The 18,694-nt window shown below is 70.7% G+C and carries 17 protein-coding genes, 1 tRNA gene and 3 pseudogenes; 13 read left to right on the top strand and 8 right to left on the bottom strand.

The features are described 5' to 3' along the window. Positions 1–97: 97 nt before the first annotated feature. Positions 98–1,027 (top strand): 1-phosphofructokinase family hexose kinase, encoded by a 930-nt coding sequence (locus tag ACFP2V_RS06085; RefSeq protein WP_381206576.1) that lies wholly within the window; start codon positions 98–100, stop codon positions 1,025–1,027. A 136-nt stretch (positions 1,028–1,163) separates the two neighbouring features. Here ACFP2V_RS06085 and ACFP2V_RS38675 read toward each other — a convergent pair. The 3 genes and pseudogenes from ACFP2V_RS38675 to cdgB all read right to left on the bottom strand — a co-directional run. Continuing rightward, positions 1,164–1,277: pseudogene (locus ACFP2V_RS38675) on the bottom strand (IS630 family transposase); the annotation flags it as partial. 164 nt (positions 1,278–1,441) lie between these two features. After that, on the bottom strand, positions 1,442–2,386 hold the full coding sequence (locus ACFP2V_RS06080; protein WP_381206573.1) for a carbohydrate-binding protein: 945 nt from the start codon (positions 2,384–2,386) through the stop codon (positions 1,442–1,444). A gap of 153 nt (positions 2,387–2,539) precedes the next feature. After that, positions 2,540–4,219, bottom strand: coding sequence for a diguanylate cyclase CdgB (gene cdgB, locus ACFP2V_RS06075; RefSeq protein WP_381206570.1), 1,680 nt, complete (start codon positions 4,217–4,219; stop codon positions 2,540–2,542). A 372-nt stretch (positions 4,220–4,591) separates the two neighbouring features. On the opposite strand from cdgB, the gene ACFP2V_RS06070 reads away from it, so the two are divergent. Together ACFP2V_RS06070 and ACFP2V_RS06065 are read left to right on the top strand one after the other, a co-directional pair. Beyond that, positions 4,592–5,176 (top strand): flavin reductase family protein, encoded by a 585-nt coding sequence (locus ACFP2V_RS06070; RefSeq protein ID WP_381206567.1) that lies wholly within the window; start codon positions 4,592–4,594, stop codon positions 5,174–5,176. A gap of 60 nt (positions 5,177–5,236) precedes the next feature. Further along, positions 5,237–5,710, top strand: a complete 474-nt coding sequence (locus ACFP2V_RS06065; RefSeq protein WP_381206564.1) for a GNAT family N-acetyltransferase — start codon at positions 5,237–5,239, stop codon at positions 5,708–5,710. Positions 5,711–6,099: 389 nt separating this feature from the next. Here ACFP2V_RS06065 and arfB read toward each other — a convergent pair whose 3' ends face one another. After that, positions 6,100–6,537 carry an alternative ribosome rescue aminoacyl-tRNA hydrolase ArfB gene (gene arfB / locus ACFP2V_RS06060; protein WP_381206560.1) on the bottom strand — a complete coding sequence of 146 codons (438 nt, stop codon included), beginning with the start codon at positions 6,535–6,537 and terminating at the stop codon, positions 6,100–6,102. Positions 6,538–6,682: 145 nt separating this feature from the next. Here arfB and ACFP2V_RS06055 point away from each other — a divergent pair, with 145 nt between their 5' ends. Beyond that, positions 6,683–7,258, top strand: coding sequence for a TerD family protein (locus ACFP2V_RS06055; protein ID WP_381206556.1), 576 nt, complete (start codon positions 6,683–6,685; stop codon positions 7,256–7,258). 95 nt (positions 7,259–7,353) lie between these two features. On the opposite strand, the pseudogene ACFP2V_RS06050 reads toward ACFP2V_RS06055, so the two are convergent. Continuing rightward, positions 7,354–7,755, bottom strand: a pseudogene (locus ACFP2V_RS06050) (M1 family aminopeptidase); the annotation flags it as partial. 234 nt (positions 7,756–7,989) lie between these two features. Here ACFP2V_RS06050 and ACFP2V_RS06045 point away from each other — a divergent pair. Next, entirely contained in the window at positions 7,990–8,490 is a 501-nt protein-coding gene (locus ACFP2V_RS06045; RefSeq protein WP_381206553.1) for a hypothetical protein, read from the top strand. A gap of 60 nt (positions 8,491–8,550) precedes the next feature. Here the strand turns inward: ACFP2V_RS06045 and ACFP2V_RS06040 are convergent, their stop codons facing one another. Continuing rightward, a complete protein-coding gene (locus ACFP2V_RS06040) occupies positions 8,551–9,243 on the bottom strand; it encodes a pentapeptide repeat-containing protein (protein WP_381207521.1) in 693 nt (230 codons plus the stop codon). A 63-nt stretch (positions 9,244–9,306) separates the two neighbouring features. On the opposite strand from ACFP2V_RS06040, the gene ACFP2V_RS06035 reads away from it, so the two are divergent. From ACFP2V_RS06035 to ACFP2V_RS06010, 6 genes and pseudogenes are all read left to right on the top strand, one after another. Then, on the top strand, positions 9,307–10,587 hold the full coding sequence (locus ACFP2V_RS06035) for an NAD(P)-binding protein (protein WP_381207518.1): 1,281 nt from the start codon (positions 9,307–9,309) through the stop codon (positions 10,585–10,587). A gap of 153 nt (positions 10,588–10,740) precedes the next feature. Continuing rightward, complete coding sequence (locus tag ACFP2V_RS06030; RefSeq protein WP_381206550.1) at positions 10,741–11,715, top strand: zinc-binding dehydrogenase; 975 nt, start codon at positions 10,741–10,743, stop codon at positions 11,713–11,715. A 13-nt stretch (positions 11,716–11,728) separates the two neighbouring features. Beyond that, a complete protein-coding gene (locus ACFP2V_RS06025; protein ID WP_381206547.1) occupies positions 11,729–12,625 on the top strand; it encodes an aminoglycoside phosphotransferase family protein in 897 nt (298 codons plus the stop codon). An 872-nt stretch (positions 12,626–13,497) separates the two neighbouring features. Continuing rightward, positions 13,498–13,959 (top strand): helix-turn-helix domain-containing protein, encoded by a 462-nt coding sequence (locus ACFP2V_RS06020; protein ID WP_381206544.1) that lies wholly within the window; start codon positions 13,498–13,500, stop codon positions 13,957–13,959. Between the two features lie 3 nt (positions 13,960–13,962). Continuing rightward, positions 13,963–14,523 carry a PIN domain-containing protein gene (locus ACFP2V_RS06015; protein ID WP_381206541.1) on the top strand — a complete coding sequence of 187 codons (561 nt, stop codon included), beginning with the start codon at positions 13,963–13,965 and terminating at the stop codon, positions 14,521–14,523. A 611-nt stretch (positions 14,524–15,134) separates the two neighbouring features. Next, positions 15,135–15,380 (top strand): annotated as a pseudogene (locus ACFP2V_RS06010) (tyrosine-type recombinase/integrase); the annotation flags it as partial. Between the two features lie 195 nt (positions 15,381–15,575). On the opposite strand, the gene ACFP2V_RS06005 reads toward ACFP2V_RS06010, so the two are convergent. Continuing rightward, positions 15,576–15,652, bottom strand: a tRNA-Thr gene (locus ACFP2V_RS06005). Positions 15,653–15,759: 107 nt separating this feature from the next. Beyond that, a complete protein-coding gene (locus tag ACFP2V_RS06000) occupies positions 15,760–16,170 on the bottom strand; it encodes a DUF3224 domain-containing protein (RefSeq protein WP_381206539.1) in 411 nt (136 codons plus the stop codon). Between the two features lie 123 nt (positions 16,171–16,293). Between ACFP2V_RS06000 and ACFP2V_RS05995 the strand changes: the two genes are divergently transcribed. Together ACFP2V_RS05995 and ACFP2V_RS05990 are read left to right on the top strand one after the other, a co-directional pair. After that, positions 16,294–17,265, top strand: a complete 972-nt coding sequence (locus tag ACFP2V_RS05995; RefSeq protein ID WP_461092116.1) for a helix-turn-helix transcriptional regulator — start codon at positions 16,294–16,296, stop codon at positions 17,263–17,265. Between the two features lie 199 nt (positions 17,266–17,464). Continuing rightward, positions 17,465–18,553: an ABC transporter ATP-binding protein gene (locus ACFP2V_RS05990; RefSeq protein ID WP_381206533.1), complete on the top strand. Its 1,089-nt coding sequence runs from the start codon at positions 17,465–17,467 to the stop codon at positions 18,551–18,553. Positions 18,554–18,694: the final 141 nt, after the last annotated feature.

The raw sequence follows: 18,694 nt of genomic DNA, 5'->3' as shown, positions 1-18,694 counted from the left end.
GGCCCTCACCGGGCTGCGGGGGCCCGACCGGGGGGTGGGCCGGCCGCCGTCTCTTTGGCATGATCGAGGGCCGGCATGACGGAGGGAGGCCGGCCCGGTGATCCTCACCGTCACACTGAACACCGCTCTCGACATCACCTATCGCGTCCCCGCCCTGCGCCCGGACGCCTCCCACCGGGTCACCGAGGTGACCGAACGCCCCGGCGGCAAAGGCGTCAACGTGGCCAGGGTGCTCGCCGCCCTCGGCCACGAGGTGACGGTCACCGGCTTCACCGGCGGCCTCACCGGACGGCTCCTGCGCGAGAGGCTCACCGGGATACCGGGCCTGACGGACGCGCTGCTCCCGGTGTCCGGCACGACCCGGCGCACCACAGCCGTGGTCGACGAACGCTCCGGCACCACCACCCAGCTCAACGAGCCCGGCCCGGTCGTCTCCCCCGCCGAGTGGCACGCCTTCCAGGAGGTCTACGAGGACCTGCTGAAAGGCGTCTCGGCGGTGGCCCTGTGCGGCAGCCTGCCCCCGGGCGTCCCGGTCGGCGCCTACGCGGGACTGATCCGCACCGCCCGCGCCGCCAAGGTCCCCGTCCTCCTCGACACCAGCGGGGCACCGCTGCGCCGCGGCATCGCCGGACGCCCCGACATCGTCAAGCCGAACGCCGAGGAACTGGCCGAACTCACCGGCTCCCACGAGCCGTTGACCGCCACCCAGGACGCCCGCCGACGCGGCGCCGGCGCGGTGGTCGCCTCCCTCGGCCCGCAGGGGCTGCTCGCGGTGACCCCTCAGGGCCGCTGGCGCGCCGCACCACCGGCCCGCCTGCGCGGCAACCCCACCGGCGCCGGCGACTCCCTGGTCGCGGGCCTGCTCTCGGGCCTGGTCACCAACCTCCCCTGGCCGGACCGCCTGGTCCGAGCAGTCGCGTTGTCAGCTGCGACGGTAATGGCGCCGGTTGCGGGCGAGTTCGACCGGAGGGCTTACGAGGAACTGCTCGGGCGGGTGGTGATCACAGGGGAGGTCAGCGCGGCCTGAGGCGTACCCTGCGCGGTTATTGACGCCCTCGGGTGAACCTCCGCGATTCTCCGCAATCTCGTTGAAGAACGGCCCGCTGCCTCCGTAGCGTCGAAGAACACCGACGCACCAGTATCGGAAGTCCCTTCGAGGTGTGCGCGATGACTGTGTTCTTAACGCCTCGCCGGGCCCGCTCGACCGCCTCCCACCGCAACTTATCGCGGAAAGCACGTCGTCCGTCGGCCAGCCCGCCGCCTTGCGCATACCGCATGCGGTCGGCATATCGCAGAGATCATGAGACGTCAGCCCCTACGACACCACGCTTTGAAGGTCAGCAGACGAACGACGCCGCCGCCGCATGCCCCGAAAGGCGAATCGGCGGCACCACCCTTTTCAGCCCTCTCCACCCCAAGCCGACCACAGTTTTCCATGGCGTCAGCTCGGCGGATCCTCCGTCAGCCAGAATTGATCGAGGTTCGCGTTGCATTGGTTGCCCTCATTGCAGACGAGCTCGATCGTGTTCGTGCCCTTATTGAGGTTCACGTTGGCCCAAGAGGTCTGCCAGCCCTTCTCCCAGTCCCCCTCGGGCAGGTGGCCGAAGTTCTTCATGCTCAACGGACGGGAGTCGGCCTTGCCGTTGACCACCAGCGTGGCATCGGCATCCACGCCCGGAATGCCGTAGCGCACATACAGCCGATACGTGTCGGACTCCTTGATGCCGTCGACGGTCCAGGTGACCTTCGCGCCCACCTTGTTGAAGCCCGCCACATAGACCCCGCCCTCGGCCTGCGCACCCTTGATCTCCGACGCCTCGACGGTCCCGCCGTCCAGGCTGAGCGCCTTCGCGTCGAGGGCCGGCAGCTCGACCTCGTCGTCCGGCGCCTTCTCGCTCGCCGACGGGCTGGGCTCGCTGGTCTGGCTCTGGGTGGGGGACGCGTCGGCCTGGTTCTCGCCCTTGTCGTCCTTGTCGTCGCCGCTGAGCATGGCCACGCTGATGCCGATGACCACCGCGGCGACCACCGCGACGGCGCCGATGAGCAGGCCCTTGGTGTTCGGGCCGCGGCCCCGGCCACCGCCGCCATAACCACCACGGTTGCCCGGAAGCTGCGACGAGACGGTGGGGGCGGCGCCGGGCAGCGTCTCCGGTGCCGCGTAGTTCGCGTTCGGCTGGCCGTACGTTCCCTGCTGCTGCGGCGCCTGCGCCGCGGGGCCCTGCTGGCCGTACTGACGCGTGCCGACCGCCCGCACCCGGTTGACCGAGTTCGGGTAGCCGTAGCCCCCGGACGGCGGCTGGGCTCCGTTGGCCTGCCCGTCGGCGTAGAGGTAGCCGAACGGGTCGTCGTCCTCGGGCGTGCTCGCGCCGTTGCTGCCGGGCGTCATCCCTTGGTACTCCTAGCTGCGGATCGGGTGTGGTACGGGTGCTGAGAAGGGCGAGCCTACCCTCCCCCGTTCTCGAATTTACTCGAACGGGGGGACCCCCACCCAGCGACCCGAACGGGTGCCTCAGACCGCATCAACGTACTGACCTGCGGTTCATCCCGCCCGCCGATGTTGTTTGGGACGAGATCGTTTCTCGATGTACATCCGCTCGTCGGCCGACTTCAGCACTTCGTCCGCCGTCAGGCCGCAGTGGGCCCATCCGATGCCGAAGCTGGCGCCGACCCGCACGGCCCGGCCCTCGGCCCGGATGGGCTGGATGATCTCGTTGCGCAGCCGTACGGCGAGGTCCTGGGCGTCGGCCCGGCCGAGCCCGTTGGCGAGGATCACGAACTCGTCGCCGCCGAGCCGGGCGACGGTGTCGCCGTCCCGGACGCCGTCGCTGAGCCGGCGGGCGACCTCGATGAGCACCGCGTCACCCGCGTTGTGCCCGAACCGGTCGTTGATCGACTTGAAGCCGTCGAGGTCGCAGAAGAGCACCGCGAGGCCCTTGGCGCCGTCGTCGTGGTCCGCGGCGGGGGCGATGGCGTGCACATGATGGTCGAACCCCTCGAACCCCTCGGCCTCGGGCGGGAAGTCGAAGTCGTGGCCGCGGTCGAAGGCGGGCGGGCCGTAGGCGGCGTCCTGGGAGTCGAAGGACTCGAAGCCCGCCATGGCTTCGTCCACGGCGGGCAGCATCGACGGGCGCTGCTGACACAGCCGGGCGGAGAGCCGGGCGCGCAGCTCCGCGGAGTTCGGCAGGCCGGTGAGGGAGTCGTGGGAGGCGCGGTGGGCGAGGTGCAGCTCGCGGCGCTTGCGCTCCTCGATGTCCTCGACGTGGGTGAGCAGGAAGCGCGGCCCGTCGGCGGCGTCGGCGACCACTGAGTTGCGCAGGGACACCCACACGTAGGTGCCGTCCCGACGGGCCAGCCGCAGCTCGGCGCGGCCGCCCTCGGCGGAGGTCCGCAGCAGCGTGCCGATGTCCTCGGGGTGCACGAGGTCGGAGAAGGAGTAGCGGCGCATCGCGGAGGCGGGACGGCCGAGCAGCCGGCACAGCGCGTCGTTGGTGCGCAGGATGCGGCCGTGCTGGTCGCCGCCCATCTCCGCGACGGCCATGCCGGACGGGGCGTACTCGAAGGCCTGCCGGAAGCTCTCCTCGCTGGCGCGCAGGGCCTGCTGCTCGCGCTCCAGGCGGACCAGGGCACGCTGCATGTTGGAGCGCAGCCGGGCGTTGCTGATCGCGATGGCGGCCTGGAAGGCGTACATCTGGAGCGCTTCGCGGCCCCAGGCACCGGGCAGCCGGCCGTTGCGCGGGCGGTCCACGGAGAGCACGCCGACCAGTTCACCGGCTCCACCGCCCTGCGGGCCGGGGGCGTACATCGGGGCGAGGAGCCGGTCGGCGGGGTGCCACTCGTCCTCGAAGCGGGGGGCGGGGCCGTCGATGTACCACTGCGGGATGTCGTCGTCGAGGACCCAGCCCTCGGTGTGCGGTATGAAGATCAGGTCGCCCCAGGTCTCGCCCATGCAGAGGCGGCGCTCCCAGGACTCGCGCGAGCCGACCCGGCCGGTGATGAGGGCTTCGGCGGCCGCGTTGCCCGAGAGGGCGGCCACCACCAGGTCGCCGTCGGGGCGCACGAGGTTGACGCAGGCCAGTTCGTATCCCAGGGCGTCGACGACGCCGTCGGCGACGGTCTGGAGGGTGTCGGCCAGGCTGCGGGCCGTGTTCATGTCGGCCATGCCCTGGTGCAATTGCCGCAGGGACGCAAGGCGGACGTAGGGCTCCGACTCGGTCTCCATGCTCACCCTCCCCCGGGACCTCGCAGCGAATCAAGCGTTCTCATCGGCGTATCGTCCTGGCAGTCTCTCCGCCACTGAATCACAGCGCGCTGCCCACTCGGTACACAGGGTCAACAATTATCTCCCCTTGTGACTCAAGTCACAACCAAACATGAACAATTGAGAGACCTTTCCGCGGTTTCTCCGGCCGTTCGCCGGATATACCGAATGCACGACATGCGCCGCATGCGAATTCCGCACCCCTTCCACAAGGTTCGGTCCGTGGGTGCCGGCCCGCGCCCGTGGAGCGCGGGAGTCCGCCGCTGGTCCTAGGTCCCCGCTCGGGCGGAGGCCCGATGCGGTGCGTACGGAGCGGAGACTAGCGTTTCCGGTGTGCCGAACACTCCCGTACCCCCGCCCACGATCACCGCTGTACCCGCCGCCCGGCATGCTGAGGGGGTGAGCAATGACGAGTTCCGCGCAGCCATGTCCCGTCTGGCCGCCGGTGTGGTCCTGGTGACCGCGCGGGAGCCGTCGCTGGATCCGGACGACCCGCGGGCACCGGTCGGCGAGGACGTCGGCATGACCGCGACCGCGTTCCTGTCGGTGTCCCTGGACCCGCCGCTGGTGCTGGTCAGCCTGCGCGAGGGCTCCCGCATGGACGACCTGCTCGACGAGCAGCCGTTGTGGTCGGTGTCGGTCCTGTCCGAGAGCCAGCGGCACATCGCGGGCCGCTTCGCGATGAAGGGCCGGATCAGCGACCGCCTCCTCTTCGAGGACATCCCGTACGTGCGGGGCGAGTACAGCGGCGCCCCACTGGTCGGCGGCGCCCTCGCCACCCTGGAGTGCCGCACCGAGCAGAGGGTGCCGGCCGGCGACCACACCCTGGTGATCGGCCGCGTCCTGGCGGCGGACGTACCCAGCGCGGGCGGGGGGCCGCTGACCCACTTCCGGGGCCGCTACCGGCACCTGGCCTGAGCGTTTCCCGAGCCGGAAATCCCTTTTACCGAAAGGGAATTGCGTCCCTACGCTGCCCGGGTGACGAAGACCACAACTCCCCGCCTCGAAGAGATCACCTCGAAAAACCTCGACGCCGCCCTCGGCATACGCGTCCGCCCCGACCAGGAGGTCGCGGTCGCCCCGGTCGTGAGGTCCCTCGCCGAGGCCTACGTCCATCCCGCTTCCGCCTGGCCGCGCCTGATCATGGACGGTGACCGCGCGGTCGGCTTCCTGATGGCCTTCCTCGACATCGACTGGCACGAGGACGGCGGCAGCGTCATCCGCTCGGGCCTGTGGCGGCTGAACATCGCCGCCGAGGAGCAGGGCAAGGGCTACGGCCGCTTCGCCGTGGAATCGGTCGCCGCAAAGATCCGCGCCCGGGGCGGCAAGGAGCTCCACGTCACCTGGCACCCCGGCGGGAACGGCCCGGAGAACTTCTACCTCGGCCTGGGCTTCCGCAAGAACGGGGAGGTCGTCGAGGGGGAGACGGTCGGAGTGCTGAACCTGGCCTGACGGCCGGCCCGGCCCCGCGCGGAGGGCCCCGGACCCGCCTGGATCACCCCGGGTTCCGCTTGGGTCACCCCGGGCCCTGCCCGAGCCACCCCAGGCCCTGCCCGAGCCACCCCAGGCCCTGCTCGAGTCGCCCTCGATTCCGCTCGGAGCACCCGGCTCGCGCCGGGTCACCCCGGGACGCGTAGTACCCGGGTCGTGCCCGGGAGCATCCCCAGCCCCGCCCGGAGCACCTGGACCCGCACAGGGGCGCCCCAGGTCCCACCCGGAGCACCCGGTCCCACACGGCGTCAGCCCCGGTTCCGCGCAGAGCGCCCGGACCAGCCCGAATCACCCCAGCCCCGCCCGGAGCACCCGGACCCGCGCAGGGGCGCCTCCGGTCCCGCCCGGGGTCACCCCCAGTCGCGCGCGGAGCGCCCCCGCTTCGTCTCCGAGCGCTGCTTCTTCTCCCGCAGCCGGCGTTCGTTGATGCCGCGGGGGATGCGGGTCGGCCTGCGGGGCCGGGGCGGGGGCGCGGTGGCCTCGGCGAGGAGCGCCGCGAGGCGCACGGCGGCGGTCTCGCGGTTGCGCCACTGGGAGCGGTGCTCGGAGGCCCGGACGGTGACGACGCCGTCGGACAGCCGCCCCGCCAGCCGCTCCAGCGCCCGCTGCTTCCACACGTCGGGCAGCGCTTCGGTGGCGGCGAGGTCGAAACGCAGCTCGACCTGCGAGTCAGTGGTGTTCACATGCTGCCCGCCGGGCCCCGACGAACGCGAGAAACGCCACATGAGCTCGGCCTCGGGCAGGAGGACGGAGCCGCGGATGACATGGGGACCGGACATGCCGTCCATGGTCTCGCCCCTGACCGGTCCGCGTCACCCGAATATCCCGGGTAAAGAAAGTAAAGCCACCTGGAACCTCGCGTGCCCCTCTCGCGTTCAAGGGGGTAGCTGTAGCTTCTTAGCCGTACGTACACGAGGGAAGGGACTCCCAACAATGGCTGTAAGCCTGTCCAAGGGTGGCAACGTCTCGCTCACCAAGGAGGCTCCGGGCCTGACCGCCGTCACCGTGGGCCTCGGCTGGGACGTCCGCACCACCACCGGTACGGACTTCGACCTCGACGCCTCCGCGATCGCGGTCAACCCGCAGGGCAAGGTGTACTCGGACGGTCACTTCGTCTTCTTCAACAACAAGCAGACCCCGGACAACACCATCGTCCACACCGGCGACAACCGCACCGGCGAGGGCGAGGGCGACGACGAGGCGATCAACGTCAACCTGGCCGGCCTCCCGGCGGACATCGACAAGATCGTCTTCCCGGTGTCGATCTACGACGCCGAGAACCGCAGCCAGAACTTCGGACAGGTGCGCAACGCGTACATCCGCATCCTCAACCAGGCCGGCGGCGCCGAGATCGCCCGCTACGACCTGTCCGAGGACGCGGCCACCGAGACCGCCATGGTCTTCGGCGAGCTGTACCGCAACGGCGCCGAGTGGAAGTTCCGCGCCGTCGGCCAGGGCTACGCCTCGGGCCTGACGGGCATCGCCCAGGACTTCGGCGTCAACGTCTGACGGACGCTCCGCGCCGCGCTTCGGAGCCCCCGGCCCGCCTTCCCGGCGGCCGGGGGCTCCGGCACGGGCAGGGCACGTTCCAGGGCTTCAGGGCTTCAGGGCTTGGAAGGCCGTGCCGGCTTCCCCTCCCCGTACAACCAGTCCGACCAGACCCCGTCGAAGTCCTTGTCCGGGGCCGACCTCTCCACGTACGCCGTGAAGTCGGCGGTGTCCGCGTTGCCGTGGCGGTGGTCCGCCGCCCAGCCGCGGAGGAGTGCGCGGAAGGCGTCGTCGCCGACCGTCCGCCGGACCCTGTGCAGGACCATCGCGCCGCGCTGGTGGACGGGGACACCGAAGACGCGCGCCGCGTCGGGCGGTCGCGCGGGCGGGAACGCCCGGATCACCTCGTTCGTCGCCGCGTCGGGGAAGTACGTCCCGGCGTACATCGCGTCGAAGGTCTCCTGAGCGGTGCCGCCCTCGTGATCTTCCCGCCACCGCCACTCCGCGTAGGTCGCGAACCGTCACCGCCGCCGTCACCGCCGCGGTCACGAGGGCGACGGCGGCGAGCGGACGAGGGCCGTGGGGGCGGCGGGGGTCACGGGGCCGGGAGCGGAGGCGCATCCCGCGATCCCAGGAAGAACACGGCCGCACACCACGGAACGACCCCGGCGGCCCCGCAGGCGTCGAGCCCCGTCCCTCCCCTGCACCGTCCGCCGCCGCCGCACCGCGTCCGCCGTGACACCATCACCTCCGTGCTCGACATCGGCTATGCCCTCTCCAATCGCTTCCCCGACCCGCCGCAGACCGACTACCGCCGCGCGGACGTCCACGCCCTGCGGCACGACCTCTTCTGCGGTGACGTCTACCTCGCCGACACCAAGGAGGACCGGGAACTGTCCACAGCCTGGGGATGGGTGCCGGTGCTCGACTTCGCCTGGGCCCTGTGCGACATCGTGGAACGCGTCGACCAGGACCCGGCCGGTTCCCGCGCCTCCCGCCCCCAGTACGCGGAACTGGACTTCACCGAATCCACCGACCGGCTGCTCTTCGAACGCCGCTTCGGCTGGGTCGACATCGAGGCCGAGTGGCTGCCGGCGGACGAACCGCCCCTGACCTTCTCCCACGCCGAACTCCGCCGCGAGGCCCGCGACTTCCTGCACGACCTGCTCGCCGACCTCATCGACCTGCACGAGGACCTGGGCGAGAACCCGGCCGTCTGGACCCTCCAGGCCCGCTATCCCCGCCTCACGTAACCCACCGCGCCCCTCCGCCCTCCTCCTTCTCTCCGCCCACACCCCTGCCCCCTCAGCCCCTCAGCCCTCCACCCGGATCCCCAGCTCCCCCGCCAGCACCGGTGCCAGATCCAGCAGCTGCCCCGTACTGATCACCGCCCCCGCCAGTCGGTCCACACCCCGGGCGATCTCCAGCGAAGCGGCACCGCGCAGATCGACGTCCGTCAGCGTGGCCCCGCTGAGATCCGCGCCCTTCAGCGCGCAGTCCACGAACTCCACCCGCTCCAGCCGCGCCCCGCCGAAGTCCGGCTCGACCAGCACACAGCTCTCGAAGACGACGTCCCTGAGCCGCGCGGACCGCAGATTCAGGAAATCGATCTTCCCGCCCCGGACCAGCACCCGCTCCAGCTCCGCCCCGTGCAACTGGGTCCCCCCGAGACGCGCGTCCGTCATCTCGACGTCGCGCAGCGTCGCCCCGGAGAGATCCGTACCCACACCCCGCACACCGGCGAGGACCGAGTCCAGCACCCGGGCCCTGGACAGCCGCGTCTCGTCCAGCGCGCACCCCCTCAGCACGCAGTCCATGAACCGCGCCCCCGCGCCGTCCTGCGCCGAGAGGTCCGCCTCGCGGAACTCCAGCCCGTCGTAATCCCCGTCCGGCTCCAGCTCGTCCCCCTCGTACCGCTCCGGCTCCGGCAGCCGCAGCTCCGGACGCCGTGCGCCCTTCACCCCCGCACCGCCCATACCGCCCGCCGGCACCGCTCGCCTCACCATGCCCTCATCCTGCACTCCCCCACTGACAATCGGCCTGACCTGCGAAGACCTCGAACCTGTCACATTCCGGGGCCCTGGGACGTCGTAGCCACGAGTGACCGGAACCACCGGAGAGAGAACCACCGGAGACGGGACCGGATCCACCACCGCCAGGCGCGCCCCCGACCGAGGGAGAACCCAGCCATGCACCGCATCACCGTCATCGGCGGCGGCTTCGCCGGACTGACCGCGGCCATCACCGCCGCCGAGGCAGGAGCCAAAGTCACCCTCCACGAAGCGCACCACACCCTCGGCGGTCGTGCCCGCACCGCCGAGGCCCCCTACCGGACCAACGAGGGCCCCCACGCCCTCTACAGCGGCGGCCCGCACTGGTCCTGGCTCCGGCAACGCGACCTCATCGGCCCCCTCGCGCCCCTCCCGCCCCGGGAAGCCGCCCGCCTCCGGCTCCGCCACCACGGCACCCTGCACCGCGTCCCGCCCCTCGCCATGCTGAAGCTGCTGCGCCGCGCCCATGCCCATGCCCCCGTCGACACCGACTTCCGTACCTGGGCCACCGGCATCGCCGGCGAGGAGGGCGCGCGCGCCGCCGCCCACTACTGTGCCGTCGCCCTCTTCCACCACGACCCCGGCTCCCTCTCCGCCGCCTTCGTCCAGGAACGCCTGCGCCGCGCCACCAAGCTGCCGCCGGAGGCCCACTACCCGCGCGGCGGCTGGGGCGGCCTCATCGACCGCATGGCCTCCCGCGCCTGGAACCTGGGCGTCCGCATGGAGACCCTGTCCCGCGCGGACACGCTCCCCACGGACACCCCGGTCGTCGTCGCCACCTCCCTGAACGCCGCCCGCTACCTCCTCGGCGACCCCGCCCTCACCTGGCCGAGCGGCCGCACCGTTCTCGTCGACCTCGCCCTGCGCACCCGGCGCGGTGACGCGTTCGTCGTGTCCGACCTGGACGCACCCGGCTGGCTGGAGCGGTTCACCGCCCAGGACCGCACCCTCGCCCCCGCCGGCGAACAGCTCCTCCAGGGCCAGATCCCCCTCGCCCCGCACGAGACCAAGGCCGACGGCGTGGCCCGCGCCGAGGAACTCCTGGATCTGGGCTACCCGGGCTGGCGGGAGCGCGTCACCTGGCGGCGGGAGGCGGTGGCGAACGGGCGCACCGGCGCCGTCGACCTGCCCGGCACCAGCTGGCACGACCGGCCCTCCGTCGACCGCGGCGACGGCGTCTACCTCGCGGGCGACCAGGTCGCCGCCCCCGGTGTGCTCTCCGAGGTCTCCTTCAACAGCGCCCTCACGGCCGTCTCCCTCGCCCTCGGCCGGCACGAGCTTGACCTCAAGCGGGCTTGAGGTTGAACAGTGGGCCCCACCACAGCGACCACGCCGAGCCGGTACCCGGTCCGGGCGGTCCGGGCGGTCCGGGCGGTCCGGGCGGTCACCCGGGCCGACTTCCGAACCGGCGTCCCGGACCGGCGTCCCGGACCATGCCCCCAGGAGACGCCCATGCACGCCATCCGCCTGTACGCCTTCGGCCCCGCCGAGAACCTCACCCACGAACAGGTCCCGGATCCGCGGCCGGGCCCCGGCCAGGTGCGTATCACCGTCCGGGCCGCCGGGGTCCACCTCCTGGACACCGCCCTGCGCCAAGGCCATCAGGGGCCCGCGCCCACACCCACCGCCCTGCCCACCGTCCCCGGCCGCGAGGTCGCCGGAGTCGTCGACGCCCTCGGCGACGGCACGCCCGCGGACTGGCTCGGCAAGCGCGTCGTCGCCCACCTCGGATTCGTCCCGGGCGGCTACGCGGAGCTGGCCGTCACGGACGCCGACCGCCTGCACGAGATCCCGGAGCGCCTGGACTTCGCCCAAGCCGTCGCCATGATCGGCACCGGCCGCACGGCCATGGGCATCGTGCAGTTCGCCGAACCCGGCCCCGGGGACGTGGTCGTCGTCCCCGCCGCGGCCGGCGGCATCGGCACCCTCCTCGTGCAGTACGCCAAGAACGCGGGTGCCACCGTCATCGGCCTCGCCGGAGGCCCCGAGAAGACCGCCCGGGTCTCGGCGAACGGCGCCGACCTCGCCGTCGACTACGCGGACCCGGCCTGGACCGCACGCCTCTCCGCCCACGAGGGCAAAGTGACCCTGGTCTACGACGGCGTGGGCGGCGGCATCGCCCGCGCGGTCGTCGCCCTGCTCGCCCCCGGCGGTCGCCACCTCGTCTTCGGCTGGTCCGCCCAGGGCCTCGACAGCACCGACCCCTACCTCGTCGACGGCGTTTCCCTCAACGTTCTCGGCCCCGCGATGATGCGCAGAGCAGGCGGCCCCCACCCCGTACGCACCCTCGAACTGCGTGCCCTCACCGAAGCCGCCGAAGGCCGGCTCACCCCCGCCGTCCACCGCTTCCCCCTCGCCGAGGCCGCCACCGCCCACCGCGCCCTGGAGAACCGGGGCACGACCGGAAAGGTCGTCCTGGAGCCGTGAGCGCCGTACTACGGTGCCCACCGTGATCGACGTACCCGAGGAACTCGCGGCGGCACAGGAGAAGTTCAACGGGGAGGCGGGCCGCGCCTTCGTCTCCCGGCTGCCCGGTCTGGCCGCCGCCTTCCTGGAGTACTGGCACCTGCACGTCACCGGCGCGCCGATGCACGGCGTGAGCGCCCTGGTTCTCCCCGTCGACCGCGCGGACGGCACACCGGCCGTGCTGAAGCTCCAGATCCTGGACGAGGAGACCGAGGGCGAACCGGTCGCCCCGCGGATCTGGGACGGCGACGGAGCGGTCCGCCTGCTGGAGCACGACACGCCCACCGGCACCATGCTCCTGGAACGCCTCGACCCCTCCCGGATGCTCTCCCGCCTCCCGGACGCCCACGAGTCCGTCCTGGTGATCGCCCGCCTCCTCGCCCACCTCACCACCACCCCCGCCCCGCCGGGCATGCGCCGTCTCGGCGACCTCGCCCGCGCCATGCTGGAGCGGACCCCCCGGGCCCTGGACCGCGTCCCGGACCCGGCGGCCCGCCGCATCCTCACCCACTGCGCGGCGGCCGTACGGGAGGTCGTGGACGAGCCCGGCGACCGCCTCCTGCACTGGGACCTGCACGAGGAGAACGTCCTGGCAGCCGACCGTGCCGACTGGCTCGCCATCGACCCCAAGCCGCTGGCCGGCGACCCCGGCTTCGACCTCTGGCCGGCCCTGGCCAACCGCTTCGACGCCGACGACGTCCGCTGGCGCTTCGACGCGATGACCGACGTCCTCGGCCTGGACCGCGAGCGGGCCCGCGCGTGGACGTACGGCCGGCTGCTGCAGAACTGCCTCTGGGACATCGAGGACGGCCGCCCCCTGGAGGACCGCCAACTGGAGATCGCCCGCCGCCTGGGCGGGCGTATGCCCTGAAGCTCCCCGGGCTGCCGACCGGGCGGCAGCCCGAGCAAGGCGGGTCCGGGATGGCAGAAAGGGTGGGACATTCGTCATTGCGGCCATCGTGGCCACTGCGAAGAATGAATGCCAGACGCCGTTTCCCCTGACCGGTGAGATGCACGAGTTCGGCCGTCGGCCGGTCACGCGACGCGCCGCGCGGAAGACGTCTTCATGCCCGGTCGGAGCCCTCCGTCGAGACCGGAACCAGGACCGGCGACGGCCGCACCGCCCGCGCCCGCCGTCGACGCCGCGTCCTCTGCACGAAAAACCCCAGGTCAGAACGTGTTGACCTGGGGTTTCAGTGGAACCCCCTGTCGGATTCGAACCGACGACCTACGCATTACAAGTTGTCCGGTCTTGGTCCGAGGGCGTCCACCGCAATCCAGCATGAGCGCCAAAGCGCAGGTCAGCGGCTCTGGCAGACAACTGCGGACCCCCATGCACACTCCCAGATTCTCGCTTGAGTGAGACCCGCAGTGAGACCGCCACCTGAGCCGAGAGCGCCTCGTGTCTATGCGTGATCGCCATCCACGCGACTCCAGCAGTTGTTGCGCTTGCTTCGAATATTGCGGATACTCTTAGTAGTGAGGCAGCACTGAACACAGTCGAAGACCACCAACAACCCGCCACCGCCCTTACGGCAGTGTTCCCCTGGCCGCGCCAACGACCACGGGATCCACTGCCGTGACTGGCCCGCCGCACCGCCAAGCGGCGACTGACCTCCATGCCCTCACGGCAGTGTTCCCCTGGCCGCGCCAACGACCACGGGATCCACTGCCGTCGCCAGCCCGCCGCACCGCCAAGCGGCGGACTCTTGGCGCCCACCCACAGCATCTAGGGGCGCGCAAATGACCAAGATTGACATCCGTCCGGTGAAGCTTCCGGACGACAAGCAGGAAACCGCGAACCATGCACTTGCACGGGTTCGGACCTACCTGGCCGAACATCAGAATGCATCTCAAATCCGCGTCAACGTACAAGACGGAGGCGACCGTGAGCCCTTGGTCCTCCCTCGGGAGGTTGTAGAACTCCTCGCATCGCTCCTCGCCCACCTGGGTGCCGGCCGCGGCGTCTCCATCGTCCCTTCCGACGCTGAGCTCACCACCCAGCAAGCCGCCGACATGCTCAACGTGTCCCGCCCCTTCCTCATCGGCCTCTTGGACGCCGGTGAGATCAAGTACCGGACCGTTGGCACCCACCGCAGAATCACCGCGTCGTCTTTGCTGGAGTATCAGCGCAAGGACGACCACCGTCGCCGACTGGTGGCTGATGAACTCACCCAGCTCGGCCAGGAGATGGGAATGTTCTAGGTCATGGCTTTCACCGCCGTCTACGACGCCAATGTTCTGTATCCGAGCACCTTGCGCGACGTTCTCATCCGCGTAGCGCAAGCCGGCTTGGTGCAGGCGAAGTGGACGGATCAGATCCTCGACGAGACCTTCCGCAACCTGAAGGAGAAGCGACCCGACCTGGACCCGCACAAGTTAGATAAAACGCGGGCCCTGATGGCAGGCTCAATCCGTGACGTTCTGGTCAAAGGGCACGAACCGCTGGTCGAAATAGTCGACTTGCCTGACCCTGACGACCGACACGTCCTGGCAGCCGCTATCCGCGCGAAAGCGCAAGTCATCGTCACGTTCAACCTGAAGGACTTCCCCGCGAGCAAGCTGTCCGCATGGGACGTACAGGCTGTCCACCCAGACGCTTTCATCGAAGCGCAAGTGGACCTGTCGCCTCAGTTGGTTTACGCAGCCCTGACGCAGATAGCAGACACGTGGAGGGTTCCTCCAAACGCGGTGGTCGCTGATGTGATCGCCACATTGGAGAGGGAAGGCCTGGTGGCGGCAGCCGCAGCGCTGCGAGCCTTGACCTAACTGCCTGGTGGGCAGCCGCGTCCCTGCCGATTCCGGCGGGGACACGGCTGTACTGGCAACGAGGGGGAAGACGGCCGTGCCCCCTTCTGCCAACGCGGACAAAAACTGAGACGGGCTGGTCCAGCAGTTCGAGACGGGATCACGTAGCACCTCACCTGTGAGTTGGGGCGTGCAGCACTCTTCGGACCACGACGATGGCTTTCAAGACCGCGAGTGAGCCCCGCCCCAAAGCAACTGTGACCAGTCGTTTCTCCACTGACGCCACCTCAGTAAGCGTCTTCCTGGCCAGAGGTTGGCAACAGGGTCGTCATGTCACCGTTCCGCAGCGCCTTCGTCGACTGGGCAACGTCTGAGGCCCGTAGTCCTACAGGAGCAAGGCCACCACCTGTCACTCACAGCGACCGCCTGGTCTCGATAGATGCCCCGGCCCTTGGCGAGGGTGCCCCGAACCGTGCCCGGAGGGCTGTTCGAGCCACGCGCGTGCCTGCCCGGAGCGCAAAGGCGGCGGTCTCGTCTTTACGCGGCCGAAGACCAGGAAGAGCAGAAACGCCGGCCCCATCCCGCCGCCGTTCATTCCGTTCCTGCGTGAGCACCAGGCGCAGCAGGAGGAGATGCGTGCGGCGGCCGACGAGCTATGGCAGGAACACAAACTGGTCTTCACCCGGCCGGACGGCCGTCCCCTGGACCCGCGCCAGGACTGGGCGGGATTCAAGGAGCTGCTCGCCGAAGCCGACATCGATAATCGCCGCCTTTACGACGGAAGCCGCCATACCTCCGGCACGATCCTGAACGAACTCGGTGTGGACATGCCGACCATCATGGAGATCCTGCGGCACACCCGGATCGGCCAGAGCCGCCGGTACGTGAAGGGCCGGCCCCACCTCTCGAAGGACGCGATGCGCCGCGTGGGAGACGCCTTCATGCCCCGTCCGGAGTCCCCTGCTGAGACCAGAACGGAGACCGGCGACGGCCGCACCGCCCGCGCCCGCCGTCGACGCCGCGTCCTCTGCACGAAAAACCCCAGGTCAGAACGTGTTGACCTGGGGTTTCAGTGGAGCCCCCTGTCGGATTCGAACCGACGACCTACGCATTACAAGTGCGTTGCTCTGGCCATCTGAGCTAAGGAGGCGCCGCGTACGCGCGGAGTGCGCGAGGGCGGGTCCACTGTACACAGAGCGGCTTTCACCGAGCCACGCGCTTGAGGGCGGCGGGGCCGGTCCGCTCACTCCCGCCCGCTCACTCCAGTCCGTACGCGAAGGTGTACGGCACCTTCGTCTCCCCGTGCCGGTAGGTGAACTCGCCGGTGCCGCGCAGCCCGGCCAGTTCCCCGGTGCCCGAGCCCTCGGCGACCTCGAAGGAGCAGTGGACGGTCCCGTCGGGGTCGAAGCGTCCGCGCTCCTCGAGGACGAAGGTGCCCTCACGCCCGTCGACCCGGCCGCGGACGAGTTCCATTCCGGCGAAGGAGCCGGTGGTGCCGGTCAGGTAGGAGATGGCGTAGTCGCAGGTCGTGGACTCGGCCTCGATGCCGCCCGTGAAGGCGTTGGTGACGGTGGCGTGCGCGAGCCGGGGGTGGGTGTCCTCCGGGCCCACGGGGACCTCCTTCCAGTCGGCGAAGGTGAAGTGGCCGGTGGTCCGGATGGTGGGCATGGAGGTGCTCCTTCGGTCGTGCCGCCGGCGAGGACGGTCCCGCGCCGGCCCGGCACGACCATCCTGGGAGCCGTACCTGACATCTCCTGTCAGGTACGTCCGGGGCGGGGGAGAATGCGTCCCGTGCGTGCCGACCGGCTTCTCTCCCTGCTCCTGCTGCTGCAGAACCGCGGCCTGATGACCGCACCCGAACTCGCGGCGGAGCTGGAGGTCTCGGTGCGCACCGTGTACCGGGACATCGAGGCGCTCGGCGCGTCCGGGGTGCCGGTCCGCGCCGAGCGCGGGCCGGAGGGCGGCTACCGCCTGATGGAGGGGTACCGCACCCGGCTGACCGGGCTGACGGACGCGGAGGCCGGTTCGCTGTTCCTGGCCGGGCTGCCGGGACCGGCCAGGGATCTCGGCCTGGGTGCCGTGCTGGCGAGCGCCCAGCTGAAGGTGGAGGCCGCCCTGCCCGGCGAACTCGCGGATCAGGCCCGGCGGGTGCGTGAGCGGTTCCATCTGGACGCCCCCGCCTGGTTCCGCGACGCGGACCCGGTGCCGCACCTGGAACGGATCGCCGGGGCGGTGTGGGAGCGACGGGTGCTGAGAACCCACTACCGGCGCTGGCGGGGCGAGGTGCGCCGGGAGGTGCGTCCCCTGGGGCTCGTGCTGAAGGGCGGCATCTGGTACCTCGTGGCGCTGTCCGAGGACGTCGTGCGCACCTACCGGGTGTCGCGTTTCCAGGCGGTGGAGGAGACGGTCGACGTGTTCACCCGCCCCGCCGGGTTCGCTCTCGCCGCGTACTGGGCGGAGTCCTCCCGGCGGATGGAGGCGGCGCTGCGGCAGGACACCGCCCGGCTGCGGCTCTCGCCCCGCGGACAGAAGCTGCTGCCGATGCAGTTCGGGGCGGCGGGCGTGCGGGCGCTGCGGGACGCGGGGCCGCCGGACGGCGAGGGCTGGGTCGAGGTGGACCTGTCCGTCGAGTCGGAGGCGGTCGCCACCGGCGACCTGCTCCGACTCGGCACCGAGGCGGAGGTGCTCGGTCCGCCGGTACTGCGGCAGGCGGTCGCGGGGGCCGTGGCGGTCCTCGCCGGGCGTTACGCGGCCGGAGGGTGACGCCCGGCATGCGAAAGTTTCCGCGAAGTTCACAGGGCCGCGGGTACTGACAGACCAGGTGAACGCCGGGTACCGTCCTGTGCCAGTTCACCCTCGTGGACTGCACCACACGGAACCACAACGGAACATCCCGTCGTGGCACCACCTTCCTACTCGGATCGTCCGGCACGTTCCTGCCGGTAGAAGGGGGCCCTTCACCATGGCCACTGTCACGTTCGACAAGGCGACCCGGATCTACCCCGGTTCGACCAAGCCCGCCGTGGACGCGCTCGAGATCGACATCGAGGACGGGGAGTTCCTCGTGCTGGTCGGCCCGTCCGGCTGCGGCAAGTCCACCTCGCTCCGCATGCTCGCGGGGCTCGAGGACGTCAACGGCGGCGCCATCCGCATCGGCGACCGCGACGTCACGCACCTGCCGCCGAAGGACCGGGACATCGCCATGGTGTTCCAGAACTACGCGCTGTACCCGCACATGACGGTCGCCGACAACATGGGCTTCGCGCTCAAAATCGCCGGCGTCAACAAGGCGGAGATCCGGCAGAAGGTCGAGGAGGCCGCGAAGATCCTCGACCTGACGGAGTACCTGGACCGCAAGCCGAAGGCGCTCTCCGGCGGTCAGCGCCAGCGTGTCGCCATGGGCCGCGCCATCGTGCGTGAGCCGCAGGTGTTCCTCATGGACGAGCCGCTGTCCAACCTGGACGCCAAGCTCCGTGTGTCCACCCGTACGCAGATCGCCTCGCTCCAGCGCCGCCTGGGCATCACCACGGTCTACGTCACCCACGACCAGGTCGAGGCCCTGACCATGGGCGACCGGGTCGCGGTCCTCAAGGACGGTCTGCTCCAGCAGGTCGACACCCCGCGCAACATGTACGACAGGCCCGCCAACCTCTTCGTGGCCGGCTTCATCGGTTCCCCGGCGATGAACCTCGTCGAGGTGCCGATCACCGACGGCGGCGTGAAGTTCGGCAACTCGGTGGTCCCGGTGGACCGCGACGCGCTGGCCGCCGCCACCGACAAGACCGTCACGGTCGGTGTCCGCCCCGAGCACTTCGACGTGGCCGGTGCCGAGTCCGACCAGGGCCTCGCGGTCACCGTCAACGTGGTGGAGGAGCTGGGCTCCGACGCGTTCGTGTACGGCACCGCCCAGGTCGGCGACGAGTCCAAGGACCTCGTCGTCCGCGTCGGCGGCCGCAACGTGCCGGAGAAGGGCAGCACGCTGTGCGTCGTGCCGCGGTCCGGCGAGAGCCACGTGTTCTCGACGTCGTCCGGCGCGCGCCTGTCCGACTGAGCCGGGCATCGTCGCATCCGAAACACGACGACCCGGGTAATTCACCCGAGTTGATGAAGAGGGCCCCGCAGTTCGCTGCGGGGCCCTCTTCGTTGCGTCTTCATTGTCGATAAATACCCCGGCATATCGGCCATTTCGAGG

Source organism: Streptomyces incanus (assembly GCF_042656345.1).
GTDB classification, from domain to species: domain Bacteria; phylum Actinomycetota; class Actinomycetes; order Streptomycetales; family Streptomycetaceae; genus Streptomyces; species Streptomyces incanus.
The sequence above is the reverse complement of the archived record's forward strand: the minus strand, read 5'-3'. Positions and strand labels throughout refer to the sequence as shown.